This is a genomic window from Halosimplex halophilum (assembly GCF_004698125.1).
GTDB lineage: Archaea > Halobacteriota > Halobacteria > Halobacteriales > Haloarculaceae > Halosimplex > Halosimplex halophilum.
In genome coordinates, this window is the sequence record NZ_ML214297.1 from 1,758,546 (window position 1) to 1,772,059 (window position 13,514).

17 protein-coding genes are annotated in these 13,514 nt (G+C 70.6%); 5 read left to right on the forward strand and 12 right to left on the reverse strand.

Annotation, left to right across the window (positions count from 1 at the left end):
* Positions 1–35: 35 nt before the first annotated feature.
* Positions 36–365: an FUN14 domain-containing protein gene (locus E3328_RS08855; RefSeq protein ID WP_135364206.1), complete on the reverse strand. Its 330-nt coding sequence runs from the start codon at positions 363–365 to the stop codon at positions 36–38.
* 195 nt (positions 366–560) lie between these two features.
* On the opposite strand from E3328_RS08855, the gene hflX reads away from it, so the two are divergent.
* Positions 561–1,871, forward strand: a complete 1,311-nt coding sequence (gene hflX / locus E3328_RS08860; protein ID WP_135364207.1) for a GTPase HflX — start codon at positions 561–563, stop codon at positions 1,869–1,871.
* Positions 1,872–1,901: 30 nt separating this feature from the next.
* Here hflX and E3328_RS08865 read toward each other — a convergent pair whose 3' ends face one another.
* The 6 genes from E3328_RS08865 to E3328_RS08890 all read right to left on the reverse strand — a co-directional run bounded on the left by E3328_RS08865 (position 1,902) and on the right by E3328_RS08890 (position 6,627).
* A complete protein-coding gene (locus E3328_RS08865; protein ID WP_135364208.1) occupies positions 1,902–2,351 on the reverse strand; it encodes an acyl-CoA thioesterase in 450 nt (149 codons plus the stop codon).
* Positions 2,352–2,442: 91 nt separating this feature from the next.
* Entirely contained in the window at positions 2,443–2,946 is a 504-nt protein-coding gene (locus tag E3328_RS08870) for a hypothetical protein (protein WP_209452145.1), read from the reverse strand.
* Between the two features lie 74 nt (positions 2,947–3,020).
* A complete protein-coding gene (locus tag E3328_RS08875; protein WP_135364209.1) occupies positions 3,021–4,067 on the reverse strand; it encodes a zinc-dependent alcohol dehydrogenase family protein in 1,047 nt (348 codons plus the stop codon).
* 238 nt (positions 4,068–4,305) lie between these two features.
* Positions 4,306–4,740: a cyclic pyranopterin monophosphate synthase MoaC gene (moaC, locus tag E3328_RS08880; protein WP_246022992.1), complete on the reverse strand. Its 435-nt coding sequence runs from the start codon at positions 4,738–4,740 to the stop codon at positions 4,306–4,308.
* A 71-nt stretch (positions 4,741–4,811) separates the two neighbouring features.
* Positions 4,812–6,260, reverse strand: a complete 1,449-nt coding sequence (locus E3328_RS08885) for an NAD(P)H-hydrate dehydratase (RefSeq protein WP_135364211.1) — start codon at positions 6,258–6,260, stop codon at positions 4,812–4,814.
* Positions 6,261–6,348: 88 nt separating this feature from the next.
* Positions 6,349–6,627, reverse strand: coding sequence for an acylphosphatase (locus E3328_RS08890; protein ID WP_135364212.1), 279 nt, complete (start codon positions 6,625–6,627; stop codon positions 6,349–6,351).
* A 243-nt stretch (positions 6,628–6,870) separates the two neighbouring features.
* On the opposite strand from E3328_RS08890, the gene E3328_RS08895 reads away from it, so the two are divergent.
* Positions 6,871–8,004 (forward strand): citrate synthase/methylcitrate synthase, encoded by a 1,134-nt coding sequence (locus E3328_RS08895; protein WP_135364213.1) that lies wholly within the window; start codon positions 6,871–6,873, stop codon positions 8,002–8,004.
* A 42-nt stretch (positions 8,005–8,046) separates the two neighbouring features.
* On the opposite strand, the gene E3328_RS08900 is transcribed toward E3328_RS08895, so the two are convergent.
* On the reverse strand, positions 8,047–8,943 hold the full coding sequence (locus E3328_RS08900; protein ID WP_135364214.1) for a DNA-3-methyladenine glycosylase family protein: 897 nt from the start codon (positions 8,941–8,943) through the stop codon (positions 8,047–8,049).
* A gap of 239 nt (positions 8,944–9,182) precedes the next feature.
* Here E3328_RS08900 and E3328_RS08905 point away from each other — a divergent pair, with 239 nt between their 5' ends.
* The gene (locus E3328_RS08905) at positions 9,183–9,698 is read left to right on the forward strand and encodes a DUF555 domain-containing protein (protein WP_135364215.1); all 516 of its coding nucleotides are present in this window, start codon (positions 9,183–9,185) and stop codon (positions 9,696–9,698) included.
* Between the two features lie 135 nt (positions 9,699–9,833).
* Here E3328_RS08905 and E3328_RS08910 read toward each other — a convergent pair whose 3' ends face one another.
* Positions 9,834–10,070: a UPF0058 family protein gene (locus E3328_RS08910; RefSeq protein ID WP_135364216.1), complete on the reverse strand. Its 237-nt coding sequence runs from the start codon at positions 10,068–10,070 to the stop codon at positions 9,834–9,836.
* A 256-nt stretch (positions 10,071–10,326) separates the two neighbouring features.
* Here E3328_RS08910 and E3328_RS08915 point away from each other — a divergent pair, with 256 nt between their 5' ends.
* Positions 10,327–10,731 (forward strand): translation initiation factor IF-2 subunit beta, encoded by a 405-nt coding sequence (locus E3328_RS08915; RefSeq protein WP_135364217.1) that lies wholly within the window; start codon positions 10,327–10,329, stop codon positions 10,729–10,731.
* Here the strand turns inward: E3328_RS08915 and E3328_RS08920 are convergent.
* From E3328_RS08920 to E3328_RS08930, 3 genes are all read right to left on the reverse strand, one after another.
* On the reverse strand, positions 10,728–10,907 hold the full coding sequence (locus E3328_RS08920) for a DUF7836 family putative zinc-binding protein (RefSeq protein WP_135364218.1): 180 nt from the start codon (positions 10,905–10,907) through the stop codon (positions 10,728–10,730). The genes E3328_RS08915 and E3328_RS08920 overlap by 4 nt on opposite strands.
* Before the next feature lie 117 nt (positions 10,908–11,024).
* Positions 11,025–11,999 carry a transcription initiation factor IIB gene (locus tag E3328_RS08925; RefSeq protein WP_135364219.1) on the reverse strand — a complete coding sequence of 325 codons (975 nt, stop codon included), beginning with the start codon at positions 11,997–11,999 and terminating at the stop codon, positions 11,025–11,027.
* A gap of 286 nt (positions 12,000–12,285) precedes the next feature.
* A complete protein-coding gene (locus E3328_RS08930; RefSeq protein ID WP_135364220.1) occupies positions 12,286–12,882 on the reverse strand; it encodes a DUF7549 family protein in 597 nt (198 codons plus the stop codon).
* Positions 12,883–13,032: 150 nt separating this feature from the next.
* On the opposite strand from E3328_RS08930, the gene E3328_RS08935 reads away from it, so the two are divergent.
* Complete coding sequence (locus E3328_RS08935; RefSeq protein WP_135364221.1) at positions 13,033–13,488, forward strand: DUF5793 family protein; 456 nt, start codon at positions 13,033–13,035, stop codon at positions 13,486–13,488.
* Positions 13,489–13,514 lie beyond the last annotated feature (26 nt).

Below are 13,514 nucleotides of genomic sequence, written 5' to 3' on the forward strand. Positions count from 1 at the left end.
CGTTCGGTCCGGCGGAGATAAAAACGGCCGTGCGGTTACCCTTTCTTGAAGCCGACGAGGAACCCGCCGGTGAAGCCGGCGCTGACCGGGATGACCGACAGCAGGCTCACGACGATCCCCGGCGGCTGTCCCCCCGTCGCGGCGTCGGTCGCGGCGCTGCTCGCGTTGACGAGCCCCGCCGAGAGGCGGTCCCAGTCCACGATCAGGATGCCCTGCGACTCCAGAAATTTGAACAGCGCCAGTTCGAGGCCCACGAGGATGGCGATGATCTTCGCGACCTTCTTGGCGGTGAACCCGATCAGCCCCCCGATCACGGCGCCCGAGCCGAGTTCCAGCCCGATCTGTTGCAAGCCGATGTCTACCATATCCGTCCCGGTGACGGCGGCGGGATAAGGCTCTTGTGCCCGCCGGCCAGCGCGGGTAGCCACGGCTTACCGCGGTCGGCCACGTGTCCGCCGCCCGGCAGATCGGCCGTCTGAGCGGGTGAGTCGTCAGACCTGCCGGCTCGCCGGCCCCGAGCGACCAGAGTTTAAATACGCGGGCGCCGTAGCCACGCGCGAGTGACGGAGACAGGATCCGAACGGCGGGCTGTCGTCGCCAAGCGCGTCGACAGCGGACGGGCCGACACGACGGAGATCCGCGACCTCGCGCGCGCGGCCGGCTACGAGGTGGTCGGCGAGGTGACCCAGACCAGGAAGGAGGACCCGGCGACCCACATCGGCGAGGGGAAGGTCGCCACGCTGGCGCGCCGGGTCGTCGAGACGGATGCGACGGTCGTCGTCTTCGACAACCAGCTCGGCCCCTACCAGACGTACAACATCGGCAACGAACTCCCCGAGGGCGTCAAGCTGGTCGACCGGTTCCGGCTCATCCTCGAGATCTTCGGCCAGCGCGCCCAGACGCGCAAGGCCCAGCTGCAGGTCGAACTCGCGGAACTGCGCTACGAACTCCCGCGCGCGGAGGCCAAGGCCAGCCTCGCCCGGCGCGACGAGCGGCCGGGGTTCATGGGACTGGGCGAGTACGACGAGAGCCGCGAGCAGGACATCAAGGCCCAGATATCCCGCATCCGCGACGAACTGGAGCAGATCGAGGAGACCGAGGAACACCGTCGGGCCCAGCGCCGCGAGTCGGGGTTCGACCTGGTGGCGCTGGCCGGCTACACGAACGCCGGGAAGTCGACGCTGCTCCGGCGGCTCGCCGAGGACGTCGAAGTGGACGAGAACGAGGATCTGCACCCCGACCTGGACACGACCGCCGAGTCCGAGGACCGGCTGTTCACGACCCTGGGGACGACGACCCGGCGGGCGGACATGGACCGGCGGGACGTGCTCGTGACCGACACCGTCGGGTTCATCTCGGACCTGCCCCACTGGCTGGTCGAGTCGTTCAAGTCGACGCTGGACTCGGTCTACCGGGCGGACCTCGTACTGCTGGTCGTCGACGTGAGCGAGTCGACCGAGGAGATCCGCGAGAAGCTCGTCACGTGTCACGACACGCTCGCCGAGCGCAACGAGGCGCCGATCGTGACGGTGCTGAACAAGGTCGACAAGGTCGACGCGGAGGAAGTACAGCGCAAGCGGGAGGCGCTGTCGGCGCTGGCGCCCAATCCGGTCGCGGTGTCGGCGCGGACCGGCGAGAGCGTCGACGACCTCCGCGAGCGGATCCACGCGGAACTGCCCGACTACGAGCGCGAGCGGCTCGTCCTGCCGATGACCGACGACACGATGTCGCTCGTCTCGTGGATCCACGACAACGCCCAGGTCGACTCGGTCGACTACGGCGACCAGGTCGTCATCGAGTTCGAGGCCCGCCCCGCGGTCGTCGAGCGGTCGCGGTCGAAGGCGGGCGACCTCGTCGAGGCGTCGGCCTGAGAGGCCCCGCGGGTGCCTTCCCGACCCCGCCTACTCCTCCCGGTCCCGACGCCACGCCAGCGCCCGCTCGCGCAGTTCCCGACAGCGCTCGCCCTCGACGGTCAGATCCGGGACCGGCACGGGCGAGCCGTCCTCGTCGATGGCGACGAAGACGAACTGCGACTCGGTGGTCATCTCCTGCTCCCCCGTCCGGGGGTTCTCCCGGGCGGCCCGGAGGTGGACGCTGACGCTGGACCGGCCCTCGTCGTAGACGAACGCCTCGATGACGACCACCTCGCCGGTCGGGACCGGGCGGTGGAAGTCCATGCGGTCGATCGAGGCGGTGACGCAGGGTTCGCCGGCGAACCGCATCGCCGACATCGCGCCGAGTTCGTCCATCCACTTCATGACGTTGCCGCCGTGGACGGTCCCGTAGTTGTTGGCGTGGTTCGGCTGGACGCGCCATCGGTTCTCCAGGTAGGTGTCGCTGACCCTCGGCATGGTCCGACAGAGGGGCGGGAGGCTTGTCGGTCTACCGGCGCCGAGGCGTCGCCCGCGGGTCGCTCACCAGAGGGCTCAGGCTGCGGGCCGCTCACCCGGGGACGCCGGCGGCGAGCAGCGCGGCGTCGACCAGCAACAGCGCGGCGAGCGCCGCCGAGGCGCGGAGGTACGGCCGGAACTGGTCCGCCGCCCGCGACACGTCGGTAACCTCGTCGCTCCCGAACGGGACGACGAAGTGACGGACGAGTCCGATCGTGCCCCCCGCTCGCAGACGGTAGACGCCGAGTTCGATGACTCCGTTCATCAGGCCCCACAGCGCGGCCATCCCGACCACGAGGTGGCCGCGGCCGGTCGCGACCAGTGCGTCCAGCGGATAGAGCACCCACACCTGATAGGCGCCGGTCAGCGGGAGCGCGACGCCGGTCCAGCGCGTCACCTGCAGCACGCCGTCGACGGTCGCGCCGAACGCCTCCGCCCCGAGGTGGCCGGCGTCGGCCGCCGGCAGTACCGCGTAGGCGGCGTAGAGCACGCTGCCCGTCCAGAGCGCCGCCGAGACGACGTGGACGACGTACGAGAGGGTCAGTATCGCTGTCACGGGCGATCACCGGCGGGCGATACGGGAGCGGCCGGAAAAAGCGCGGTACGCAACTGCGTGGGCTCGCGCCGGACTCAGGGTTTCACGAGCACCTTGATGGCCTCGCGCTCGTCCATCGCGCGGTAGCCCTCGGCGATGTCGTCCAGCGAGACGGTCTTGGTGAAGATAGGGGAGGGGTCGAGCGTGCCGCCGAGCACGTCCGCGAGCAGCTCGTCGGCGTAGGCGCGGACCGGCGCGACGCCGCCCGAGAGGGTCACGTTGTCGCCGAAGAAGGGGAACAGGTCGAGCCCGTCGCCCATGCCGTGGGGGACGCCAACGTACCCGACTGTGCCGCCCGGGCGAGCGGCGCCGACGGCCGTCCCCATCGCGCCGGCCGCGCCGACGCATTCCAGGACGTGCTCGGCGCCGCCGTGGGTCAACTCCCGGACGCGCTCGGCCTCGTCGTCGACGCCGCCCTCGCCGCCGAGGACGGTGTCGGTCGCGCCGAACTCCTCGGCGAGGTCGAGGCGGTCGGCGTGGTGGCCGACGGCGACGATCCGCGAGGCGCCCAGCCGGCGAGCAGCGAGGACGCCGCAGAGGCCGACGGCGCCGTCACCGACGACGACGCAGGTGTCACCGGCTTCGACGCCGGCGCTGACCGCGGCGTGGTGGCCAGTGCCCATCACGTCGGTCAGCGGCAGGGCGGCCTGCAACGCGTCCTCGTCGTCGGCGTAGCGGTCGGGGATCCGGACCAGGGTCCCGTCGGCGTGGGGCGCGCGGACGTACTCGCCTTGAGCGCCGCCGTTGTCGCCGCCCCAGCCGTCGCCGTTCACGCAGGAGGTGTGCAGTCCCCGCCGGCAGAACTCGCACTCGCCGCAGCTGACGACGAACGGCGCGAACACGCGGTCCCCGGGCTGGACGCTCCGCACGTCGTCGCCGACCTCCTCGACGATCCCCATCGGCTCGTGACCGATCCGCGAGGGCGTGTCCCGGTCGCTCCGTCCCCGGTAGGGCCACAGGTCCGACCCGCAGATGGCCGTGTGGGTCACGCGGACCAGCGCGTCGCCGGGGCTCTCGATCTCCGGTCGGTCCACGTCCTCGACGCGCACGTCCCGCTCGCCGTGATAGATCGCTGCTCGCATGCGCGAACCCACGGCTACGACCACCAAAAATCGGCCGACCCCGGCGAACGCGAGGGGTTCGTGTGGCGAACAGGCGACGCGCCGATGGCTCCGCGCGGCGGTCGCGTCGCGCGACCGCAGGCCGCCGCGCGGCGAGTCTCAGCGCATGGACGGCCCTGGTCGCGTTCCGGTACTTGAAGCCTCGGACCCGAACGCGAGGCGCGCGACCGCGGGGGCGGCCGCTCCGCGGCCGCGGCGGTCACTCCAGCGGCCGCTTGGTCTTCTCGACGACTTCGACGGACTCGATCCCGGTCTCGGGGTACTCGCCGTCGGCGCCCTTCTCGGCGGCCTTCACCATGTCCCAGACGACGTTGAGCCCGGTCGTGACCCCTTCCAGCGCCTCCATCTCGCAGCCGGTCTTGCCGGTCGTCTCGACGGCGACGGTAAGCTCAATGGCGTCGTCGCCGAGCGCGAAGTCGGTGTCGACGTTCGTGACCGGGATCTGGTGGCACATCGGGATCGTCTCCCAGGTGTGTTTGACCGCCTGGATCGCGCCGATCCGGGCGGTCGCGAGCACGTCGCCCTTGTCGACCGCGTTCCCGCGGACGGCGTCGACCGTCTCGGGGCGCAAGCGGATGACCCCGCGGGCGACGGCCCGCCGCGCGGTGTCGGGCTTGTCGCCCACGTCGACCATCTGCGCCTCGCCCGACTCGTCGGTGTGGGTGAGCTCCGTATCCGTCTCCCCGTTCCCGTTGTTCTCGCCGCTCACGCCTCGCCACCCCGGTCGGTCCAGAGGACGGCGGGGATCTCGTCGTGCAGGTCGGTCGCGGTGAGGCCGTTGTTGCGGCGCTCGTAGACGCGGTCGCCCGCCCTGCCGTTGGCGTAGGCGGCCATCGCGGCGGCGTGGACCGGCTCCTGCGTCGCCGCGAGCGCGCCGGTGATCCCCGCGAGCACGTCGCCGGTGCCGCCGACGGTCATGCCGGCGTTGCCGGTGCGGTTGACGCGCGTGGTCTCGCCGTCGGAGATCACGTCGTACTTCCCCTTGACGAGGACCGTCTGGCCCAGGTCGGCGGCGAAGTGCTCGACGTAGTCGGTCCGTTCCTCCCAGTCGTCGGTGACGCGTCCGCCCATCTCCGCGAACTCGCCCTGGTGGGGCGTACAGATCAGGTCGGCGTCCGTGTCGACCTCCGGCACGCGGGAGAGCGCGTCGGCGTCGACGACGGCCGTCCCGGAGTACCCCGAGAGGATGCCCTCGACCGCTTCGAGCGTCTCCTCCTCGTCGCCGAGGCCCGGACCGATGACCACGGTGTCGTGGTGGCGGGCCATCTGGAGGAGGAACCCGACCTGCTTGGGTTCGAGCTGTTTGCCCTGGTAGGGGCGGACGATCAGGTCCTCGCCGAACCCCTGGAGCTCGCGGCCGACCACCATCGGACAGGCCACGCGGACCAGGTCCGCTCCGGCCCGGAGCGCGGCCTTCGCCGACAGGGCCGGCGCGCCGGCGTAGGGCCCGCCGCCGACGACGAGCACCTCGCCGTTCTGTCCCTTGTGGCTGTCCGGGTCGCGGTCGTCGAGCCGCATCAGGTCGCCCCGCTCGACGAACCGCTCGGCGGCCGCGGGGATGCCGATGTCCGCGACGGTCACGTCGGCGTCCAGCTCGGCGAGGCCGGGCTTGGTGTCGTGGAACGTGACCACGCGGTCGGCCTCGACCGCGGTGTCGGCGAGGTCGCCCGTCTCGGCGTTCAGACCGGAGGGCACGTCGACCGAGACGACGGTCGCGTCGCTGTCGTTGATCGCCGCCGCGGCGGTGCGCTCGGGTTCGCGCAGGTCGCCCGCGATACCGGTCCCGAGCATCGCGTCGACGACCACGTCCGGATCGTCAAGTTCGAAACCCGTGGAGTCGCGGACCGTCTCGGTGTCGTACTCGCCGGCCGCGAGGGCCCTCCAGTTCTCGCGGGCGATGTCGGTCGTGATCGTCTCCGGGCGACCGAGCAGGCTCGTCGTCACGTCGTAGTCGTCGAGAAAGCGGACCGCGACGAAGGCGTCGCCGCCGTTGTTCCCCCGGCCGGCGACGACGCGGACGCTCGCGCCCGGGTCGGCGGCCTCGCGGACCGCGCGGGCGACGGCGTGCCCGCTGGACTCCATCAACTGCTTGCGCGGGACCCCCATGGCCGCGGCGTTCTCGTCGACCACGGCCATCTCCGTGCCCGTAATCATGGACGGGCGTTCGCCCGCCCCCCGGAAAAGGGTGGGGGCAACCGGCCGTCGGTTCCGGCTGTTTCACCGGACGGCGGCCGGACGCCGGTCACCGCCGGATCTCGAACCCGTCGAGTCCCTCGGGCTCGCCGTACTCCGCCTCCACGTCCTCGACGCGCGCCCGGTCGCTCCCCTCGTGGCACCACTCGACCATCGCCTCGACCGCCGGCTCGGGGCCCTCGAAGACCGCCTCGACCCGGCCGTCGTCGAGGTTCCTCACCCAGCCGTCGACGCCCCGCTCGCGGGCCTCGTCGCGAGTCGTCGCGCGGTAGAAGACGCCCTGCACTCGTCCGGAGACGTACACGTGTGCTCGCGTTCGGTCGGTCATACGCGCCGGTAGCGCGCCCGCGGTGAAAAAACCGTCCTGGCTCGCCTCGCTCGCGCTCGGCGGGAAGTGCCCCGACCGGCCCGGTCGCTTGCACGGCCGGGTTGTACACCTGTCGATACAGCCGTCGACAGTTGGACGATAGCGGATCGATTCGCCGGGTCGATGCCGAAAGTTCGAGCGAAATCGCGGAAAACTCCGGCGTGTTCCAACAGTACTTTGGTGGTCTCCCACCGATGCGTGGGCATGCGTGACGAGGAACTGAACCGCGGGCTGGAGGGTATCAGGGTCGCGGAGACGCGGCTGAGCGACATCGACGGCGAGGCGGGCGTGCTCACGATCGGCGGGTTCCCCGTCGACGAGCTCGCGCGCAACGCCACCTACGAGGAGAGCGTCTTCCTGCTGTTCGAGGACCGGCTCCCGACGGCCGACGAACTCGACGCCTTCCGGGCGGACCTGGCGGCCCGTCGCGGGATCGGCGACGAAGTGAAGGCGGTCCTGCGGCGGGCCGCCGAGGAGGAGAGACCGGCGATGGACGCCCTCCGGATGGGCGCCGCGGCGGCGAACCTCGGGACCGGCGCGGAGGACCCCGAGGCCGACGCCCGGCGGGTCGTCGCCGTCTTCCCGACCATCGTCGCGGCCTACTGGCGCTACCGTGACGGCGAGGAGCCGGTCGAACCCCGCGAGGACCTGCGCCACGCGGCGAACTACCTCTACATGCTAACCGGCGAGGAGCCCGACGCGGCCGCGGTCCGCGGACTGGAGACGTACCTCAACACGGTCGTCGACCACGGGCTGAACGCCTCGACGTTCACCGCCCGTACGGTCGTCTCGACGGAGTCCGACGTGGTCTCGGCGGCGACCGCGGCCGTCGGCACCCTCAAGGGACCGCTCCACGGCGGGGCACCGGGACCCGTCCTCGACATGCTCAAGGACATCCACGAGTCGGGCGACCCCGAGAGGTACGTCCGCGAGAAGCTGGAGGCCGGCGAGCGGCTGATGGGCTTCGGCCACCGGGTCTACCGCGTCAGGGACCCGCGGGCGGCCGTCCTCGAAGCGGCGGCGTCGGAGTTCTACGAGGAGGCCGGCGACTCCGACTTCTTCGAGACGATCAAGGAGTTCGAGGACATCGCGGTCGAGGCCCTCGCCGAGCACAAGCCGGGCCGGGACCTGGAGACGAACGTCGAGTTCTACACCGCCGCCCTGCTCGACGGCGTCGGCGTCCCCAAGGAGCTGTTCACGACCTGCTTCGCCGTCTCCCGCGTCGGCGGCTGGACCGCCCACGCGCTCGAACAGCTGGACGACAACCGCCTCATCCGCCCGCTCTCCGCCTACGTCGGCGACCACGACCGCTCGTGGACGCCCGTCGACGAGCGGTAGCCGGCCCGCCCCGTTCCGCGCCCCGTCGTTCTCCCGTCCGCGCTACCGCAGGTAGTGGAACACGTAGGTCTGGGCGTAGCCGGCGTACTCGCCGCCGAAGGCCTCGCGGATGGCGCGGGAGGTGTCGGCGTAGTTGCCGCGGTCGCAGTCGGGGTAGTACTCCTCGATGGTCGTCCGGATCCAGGTGTCCAGCGGGACGGCCTCCAGGTAGTCGAGCGCGAACAGCAGGACACAGTCGGCTACCTTGTCGCCGACGCCGACGAAGCGGGTGAGCGACTCGCGGGCGTCCTCGTAGTCCAGCCCGGCCGCCTCCTCCGGGTGGGCCTCGCCGTCGGCGACCATCCGCGCCGTGTCGCGGACGTACGGCGCCCGGTAGCCCAGCCCCAGGTCGCGGAGTTCGGCCTCGCTGGCCTCGGCGAGTTGCTCGGCGGTCGGGAACGCGTGGTAGGTCCGGCCGTCGAACTCGACGGTCGAGCCGAACGCGCGTTCGAGTTCCCGCTGCATGCCGTGGATGCGGGCGACGCGCATCTGGGCCGAGCAGATGAACGATATCAGCGACGGGACGGCGGGGTCGTCGACGAGGCGCATCCCCCAGTAGGCGTCGAAGGCCGACTCGACCACCTCGTCGTCGGGCGTCGCCGCCCGGATCGCCGGGAGGTCGTCGCCCAGTCGCAGCCGCTCGCGGAGTATCGGGACGGCGTCGACCGACGACTCCCACTCCAGGCGGTCGTCGACCTGGCGGACGCGGACGACGGCCGGGTCGCCGTCGACGCGGACGACGGTCTCGTACCAGGCGTCGCCGCCGAAGGCACCCGTCTCGTCGTACATCCGGCCGTCGGCGCGGTCCCAGAGGTACGACTGGCCGCTCTCGACGGTCGACTGCAGGTCGAACGGACCGGGAAACTCATCGAGGGCGAGGACGCCGCGTTCGACGGTCATACCCGGGCCAGGCGTCGGGGTGCCTTCGACCTTTCGAGAGCGACCCGGCGGGGAATCCGACTGGGCCCGTTCGACGCCGCCGGATCGACCGGGCCCGTTCGGCCGGACGGCTTCGACGGCACCGGATCGACGCGGGCGGTCCGCCGCCGGTTCGGACGGGCGAGGGCCGCCCCCGCGGAGGGGTGTGTGCCGTGCTATCGAGGCGAACCTTCATGTCGCTGCGCGGCGAAGGCGGGCACATGAACTGCAGAGTTGTCGTCGAAGCGGCCGTCCCCGTCTACGACGTGGAGACGGCCGACGAGGCGGTCCGGATCGCCATCTCGAAGACGGGGGAGATGCTCAACCCGGACCTCAACTACGTCGAGATCAACATGGGCGAGCGGTCCTGTCCCCACTGCGGCGAGGAACTCGAACCGGCCTTCATCGCCGCCGACGAGAGCCTCGTCGCGCTCGAGCTGGAGATCACCGTCTTCAACGTCGAGCGCGAGGAGCACGCCGCCCGGATCGCCCGCAAGGAGATCGGCCAGCGCCTCGAGAACATCCCGCTCGAGGTCCTCGAGATCGAGCAGGTCGACGAGGACGGCGACGAGGACGAGGAGGAATCGGGAGACGACGAGAGCGAGCCCGCGGCCGACGAGGGGGAGGAGCCGGTCCGGGAGGACCGGTCGGGCGACGAACGGGGCGACGGGGGGTCGGGCGACGAACGCGGCGACGACGTGTTACCCGAGTTCGAGGAACTCATCGACGAGTCGTAGCGGCGCTCCACGCCGGCCGGTAACGGGATTCTCGCGGTCGTATTCGGAGGTGCCGAGCGGTGTGACCCACAGACGGGCGGGACAGCGACGCCACTGGGCGGTCGGGTGTCGGGAGGACGGGACGAGTCGATTCGTTCAGTCCGCGGAGGCCGGGACGCGCTCGCGCGTCTCGGTCTCCATCTCCGAAGTGATGCCCTTCGCCAGGGCGAAAACGGCGTTCTTGTGGTCGGTCTTCGACTTGTGGATCGAGGTCGGCCGTACGCCGAGAGAAGTGTACTCGTCGTGTTCCACCTCTTCCCCTGTCTCCATTTCGTAGTGGTTCTCCACCTGAGCAAGCAGGCCGTGAAGGTGAATGAGCTCCTGCTTTTTCATAGTCGTCCCGTCCTAACCACTGGAGGTTAATAGTAGTATCCTGAGTCGCGTTAACACACACCTGCTTAAAAACCGTGTACAAAAGCCTCTCGATATCGGTTTCGGCGGGCGGTGGCGATCGGGGTGGGGTCGTCGACAGGGGCGCAGTAGTCGGGCGGTTGCGACGCGAGCGACGGTCGGTGGGTGCGGACCGGAACGCCGGGTGCGCGGCCGCGGGGTTGAAAGACTTTTAGGCGGGGACGGGCTTCTCACGGGTATGGACTACGACGACATGCTCGACCGGGCGATGGAGGAGACGCCGGAGATCGAGGGGAGCTCCGACCGGTTCGCGGTGCCGGACCCGGACATCCGCCAGGAGGGCAACGTGACGGTCTACGAGAACTTCCAGGACACCTGCGACCGCCTGGGCCGCGAGGACGACCACGTCATGCAGTTCCTCCAGAACGAGCTGGGGACCAGCGGCCACATCGACGAGAGCGGCCGCGCGCGGCTGACCGGCGAGTTCAGCGAACGCCGCGTCAGCAACGCCGTCGACGAGTACGCCGACGAGTTCGTCCTCTGCCCGGAGTGTGGCCTGCCGGACACCCACTTCGAGCGCGAGGGCGGCGTGTTGCTCCTCCGCTGTGAGGCCTGCGGCGCGCGGTCCGCGACGAGCGGCTAGCTCAGTCGCTTCAGCGTCTGCAGGTCCCGGTCGGTCCGCGTGAACTCCGCGAGCCGGCGGCTCGCGTGGCAGTTGGGGCAGTGAAAGAGGTCGGTGTGTTCCGGCAGGTCCGTCGGCGTCGACTCCCAGTCTTTGGTACACTCGGGGCAGAGCAGTCGGACGTACGCTTCCTCCATGCGTGATATCCACACGCACGACGAATACAAAAAGGCTTGTGCGGCGAGCGACGGGACCGGCGGCCGGGCGCGGCCGGCACACACCGACGGGTCCGTGGTGGGCCGGCTACCGGACGATCAGGCCGGGGCGTCGACGGATTCGAGCAGTTCCTTGTAGCGGTTGCGGATGGTGACCTCGGAGATGTTGGCGACCTCGCTGACCTCCGACTGGGTGACCTTCTCGTTGGTCAGCAGGGCGGCGGCGTACACCGCGGCGGCGGCGAGGCCGACCGGGCTCTTCCCGCTGAGGATGCCCTGGTCGCGCGCGCTCTCGATGAGCTCGCGCGCCCGGCGCTCGGTGTCGTCGCCCAGCGCCAGGTCCGAGACGAACCGCGGGAGGTAGCTCTCGGGGTCGGCCGGCCTGATCTCCAGGTTCAGCTCGCGGACGACGTAGCGGTAGGTCCGCGTGAGCTCCATCTTGTCGACGCGGGAGACGGCGGTCATCTCGTCGAGGCTGCGCGGCGTGTTGGCCTGCCGGGCGGCGGCGTACAGCGCCGACGTGGCCACGCCCTCGATGGAGCGGCCGGGCAGGAGGTTCTCCTCCAGCGCGCGGCGGTAGATGACCGAGGCCGTCTCCCGGACGGTCTTCGGGAGGCCGAGCGCGGAGGCCATGCGGTCGATCTCGCCGAGCGCCTGCTTGAGGTTGCGCTCCTTCGAGTCGCGGGTCCGGAACCGCTCGTTCCAGGTGCGCAGCCGCTGCATCTTCTGGCGCTGGTTCGACGACAGCGAGTTGCCGTAGGCGTCCTTGTTCTGCCAGCCGATGTTGGTCGAGAGGCCCTTGTCGTGCATCATGTTCGTCGTCGGCGCGCCGACGCGGGACTTCTCGTCCTTCTCCGAGGGGTTGAACGCCCGCCACTCGGGGCCGTGGTCGATCTCGTCCTCCTCGACGACCAGGCCGCACTCCGAACACACGGTCTCGCCGTGCTCGGTGTCGGCGTCGAGCCGACCGCCGCACTCGGGGCACTCGTGCTCGGTGGTCGACTCCTCCTGCTCCGCCCGCAGCCGTTCGCTCGTCTGTTCCTCGGCGCCGGTTCGAATTGTCGTGTCGCTCATGATTGGTCTCCGGAGCGGCTCACCGGTGGCGAAAGCCATAAGAATCCGATGCCGCGCTTCCTAACACTACGTAAGTCCGAAAAGCTCTTAAATGTTTCGATGATCGCGGCGTGACAACTGGTCCCAAATGTCGGTGTAGCGGGGCCGTCACCTCCGGTTCCGGCGGTTTCGAAGTTCGGCGCGACGCGGGGGGCTGTCGCGGGTTCGAACCGTCTGTGACCGGTGACAGGAGGGGCTCGACAAGAGGGCGTCGTCGGTCGGGGACGGCCGTCGGCCGGCCCGTCGGTCAGGTGCGTTCCACCCGCAGGAGCACGACCGCGAAGACCCACATGAAGACCGCGCCGACGGGGACGGTCGGCTGGTGCTGGAAGAACATCGCCGTGGCGACCGAGAAGGCGACCGCGAGGACCGCGAAGCAGGCGCCGAACACGCGGACGGGGTCGAGCGTCAGCCTGGCCGCGGCGGCTCCGGGGACGGCGTCGGCGAGCGCGTCGGGCGCCCCGCCGGCGATCCGTGTCTCGGCTCGCTCGGCGGCCGCTTCGAGCTGCTCGTCGCGCGCGTAGTAGACGAGACTCAGCAGGAGCATGCACCCGAAGAACCCGGCGGTGGCGAGCCAGAGCTGTCCCTCGGGCACCTGGTTCGGGGGGACGAACCCGGGGATCTCGGGGACGAACTGGACGAGCCCGTCCAGCGACTGCCGGCCCAGCGCGACCCCGAACAGGTAGTGGAACTGGAGGAAGACGAACCGGATGTTGACGACGGTGAAGGTGCCGTCGAGCCAGGAGGGCGACTCGCGCAGCACCGACACCGACCACGGCAGGAGGGCGGTCAGCCACGTCGCGAGAACGGCCAGTTCACCGGCGTACTCCGAGCGGACCCACATGGCCAGACTCGCCGTCGCCGCCCGTATAAAAGCTACCGGCTCCCGGGGCGACGGTCGTCCAGACGCGCTCGGGCCCAGCGCGGTCGGCCCAGCCACGGCCGGCATCGGCGTTACGTTCATGCACGCCCGTTCCCTAGTGGGGGGTGTCGAATGAGGCGCGATTACGTCACGCTGGAACTCCGTCACGTCGACCGGGACGGCGACCGCCTGCCGACGGCCGCGTTGCGCTACGACGGCCCGTCGGACCTCCTCGAGGAGCGCCTCACGGACGCCGGGGGCGACCGGCTGGACCGCGACCGCGTCGACGTCGCCTTCCGCTTCCGGACGGCCGGCGACGACGACGCCGCCGGCGTCTTCAGCCTCACCAACCGGGTGACCGGGGAGTTCGTCGTCGAGGTCAACGCCGACGCCGGGTCGGTGCGGGAACTCGTCGACGCCGCCCGCCGCGAGGACGACCCCGACGACGCCGACGGCTGCTACCGCGTCGTCGTCGAGCGCGACGGCGAGACGGTCGCCGACTTCGAGAAACGCACCCTGCTCGTCTACGACGACGAGGGGAGTCTCCTCCGCCAGCACAGTCTCATCCCCAGCGGCGTCGAGCTGTAGCCCGGCCGTCCCCGGGCCCCGTGTGC

What these genes read in the sequence shown, in the direction of transcription:
- E3328_RS08855 (WP_135364206.1), bottom strand. Translation starts at nt 365, where the DNA reads ATGGTAGACATCGGCTTGCAACAGATCGGGCTGGAACTCGGCTCGGGC.
- E3328_RS08875 (WP_135364209.1), bottom strand. Translation starts at nt 4,067, where the DNA reads ATGCGAGCAGCGATCTATCACGGCGAGCGGGACGTGCGCGTCGAGGAC.
- E3328_RS08930 (WP_135364220.1), bottom strand. Translation starts at nt 12,882, where the DNA reads ATGTGGGTCCGCTCGGAGTACGCCGGTGAACTGGCCGTTCTCGCGACG.
- E3328_RS08910 (WP_135364216.1), bottom strand. Translation starts at nt 10,070, where the DNA reads ATGAAAAAGCAGGAGCTCATTCACCTTCACGGCCTGCTTGCTCAGGTG.
- E3328_RS08925 (WP_135364219.1), bottom strand. Translation starts at nt 11,999, where the DNA reads ATGAGCGACACGACAATTCGAACCGGCGCCGAGGAACAGACGAGCGAA.
- E3328_RS08920 (WP_135364218.1), bottom strand. Translation starts at nt 10,907, where the DNA reads ATGGAGGAAGCGTACGTCCGACTGCTCTGCCCCGAGTGTACCAAAGAC.
- E3328_RS08900 (WP_135364214.1), bottom strand. Translation starts at nt 8,943, where the DNA reads ATGACCGTCGAACGCGGCGTCCTCGCCCTCGATGAGTTTCCCGGTCCG.
- E3328_RS08915 (WP_135364217.1), top strand. Translation starts at nt 10,327, where the DNA reads ATGGACTACGACGACATGCTCGACCGGGCGATGGAGGAGACGCCGGAG.
- E3328_RS08935 (WP_135364221.1), top strand. Translation starts at nt 13,033, where the DNA reads ATGAGGCGCGATTACGTCACGCTGGAACTCCGTCACGTCGACCGGGAC.
- E3328_RS08885 (WP_135364211.1), bottom strand. Translation starts at nt 6,260, where the DNA reads ATGATTACGGGCACGGAGATGGCCGTGGTCGACGAGAACGCCGCGGCC.
- moaC (WP_246022992.1), bottom strand. Translation starts at nt 4,740, where the DNA reads ATGGTCGACGTGGGCGACAAGCCCGACACCGCGCGGCGGGCCGTCGCC.
- E3328_RS08895 (WP_135364213.1), top strand. Translation starts at nt 6,871, where the DNA reads ATGCGTGACGAGGAACTGAACCGCGGGCTGGAGGGTATCAGGGTCGCG.
- E3328_RS08905 (WP_135364215.1), top strand. Translation starts at nt 9,183, where the DNA reads ATGAACTGCAGAGTTGTCGTCGAAGCGGCCGTCCCCGTCTACGACGTG.
- E3328_RS08890 (WP_135364212.1), bottom strand. Translation starts at nt 6,627, where the DNA reads ATGACCGACCGAACGCGAGCACACGTGTACGTCTCCGGACGAGTGCAG.
- E3328_RS08865 (WP_135364208.1), bottom strand. Translation starts at nt 2,351, where the DNA reads ATGCCGAGGGTCAGCGACACCTACCTGGAGAACCGATGGCGCGTCCAG.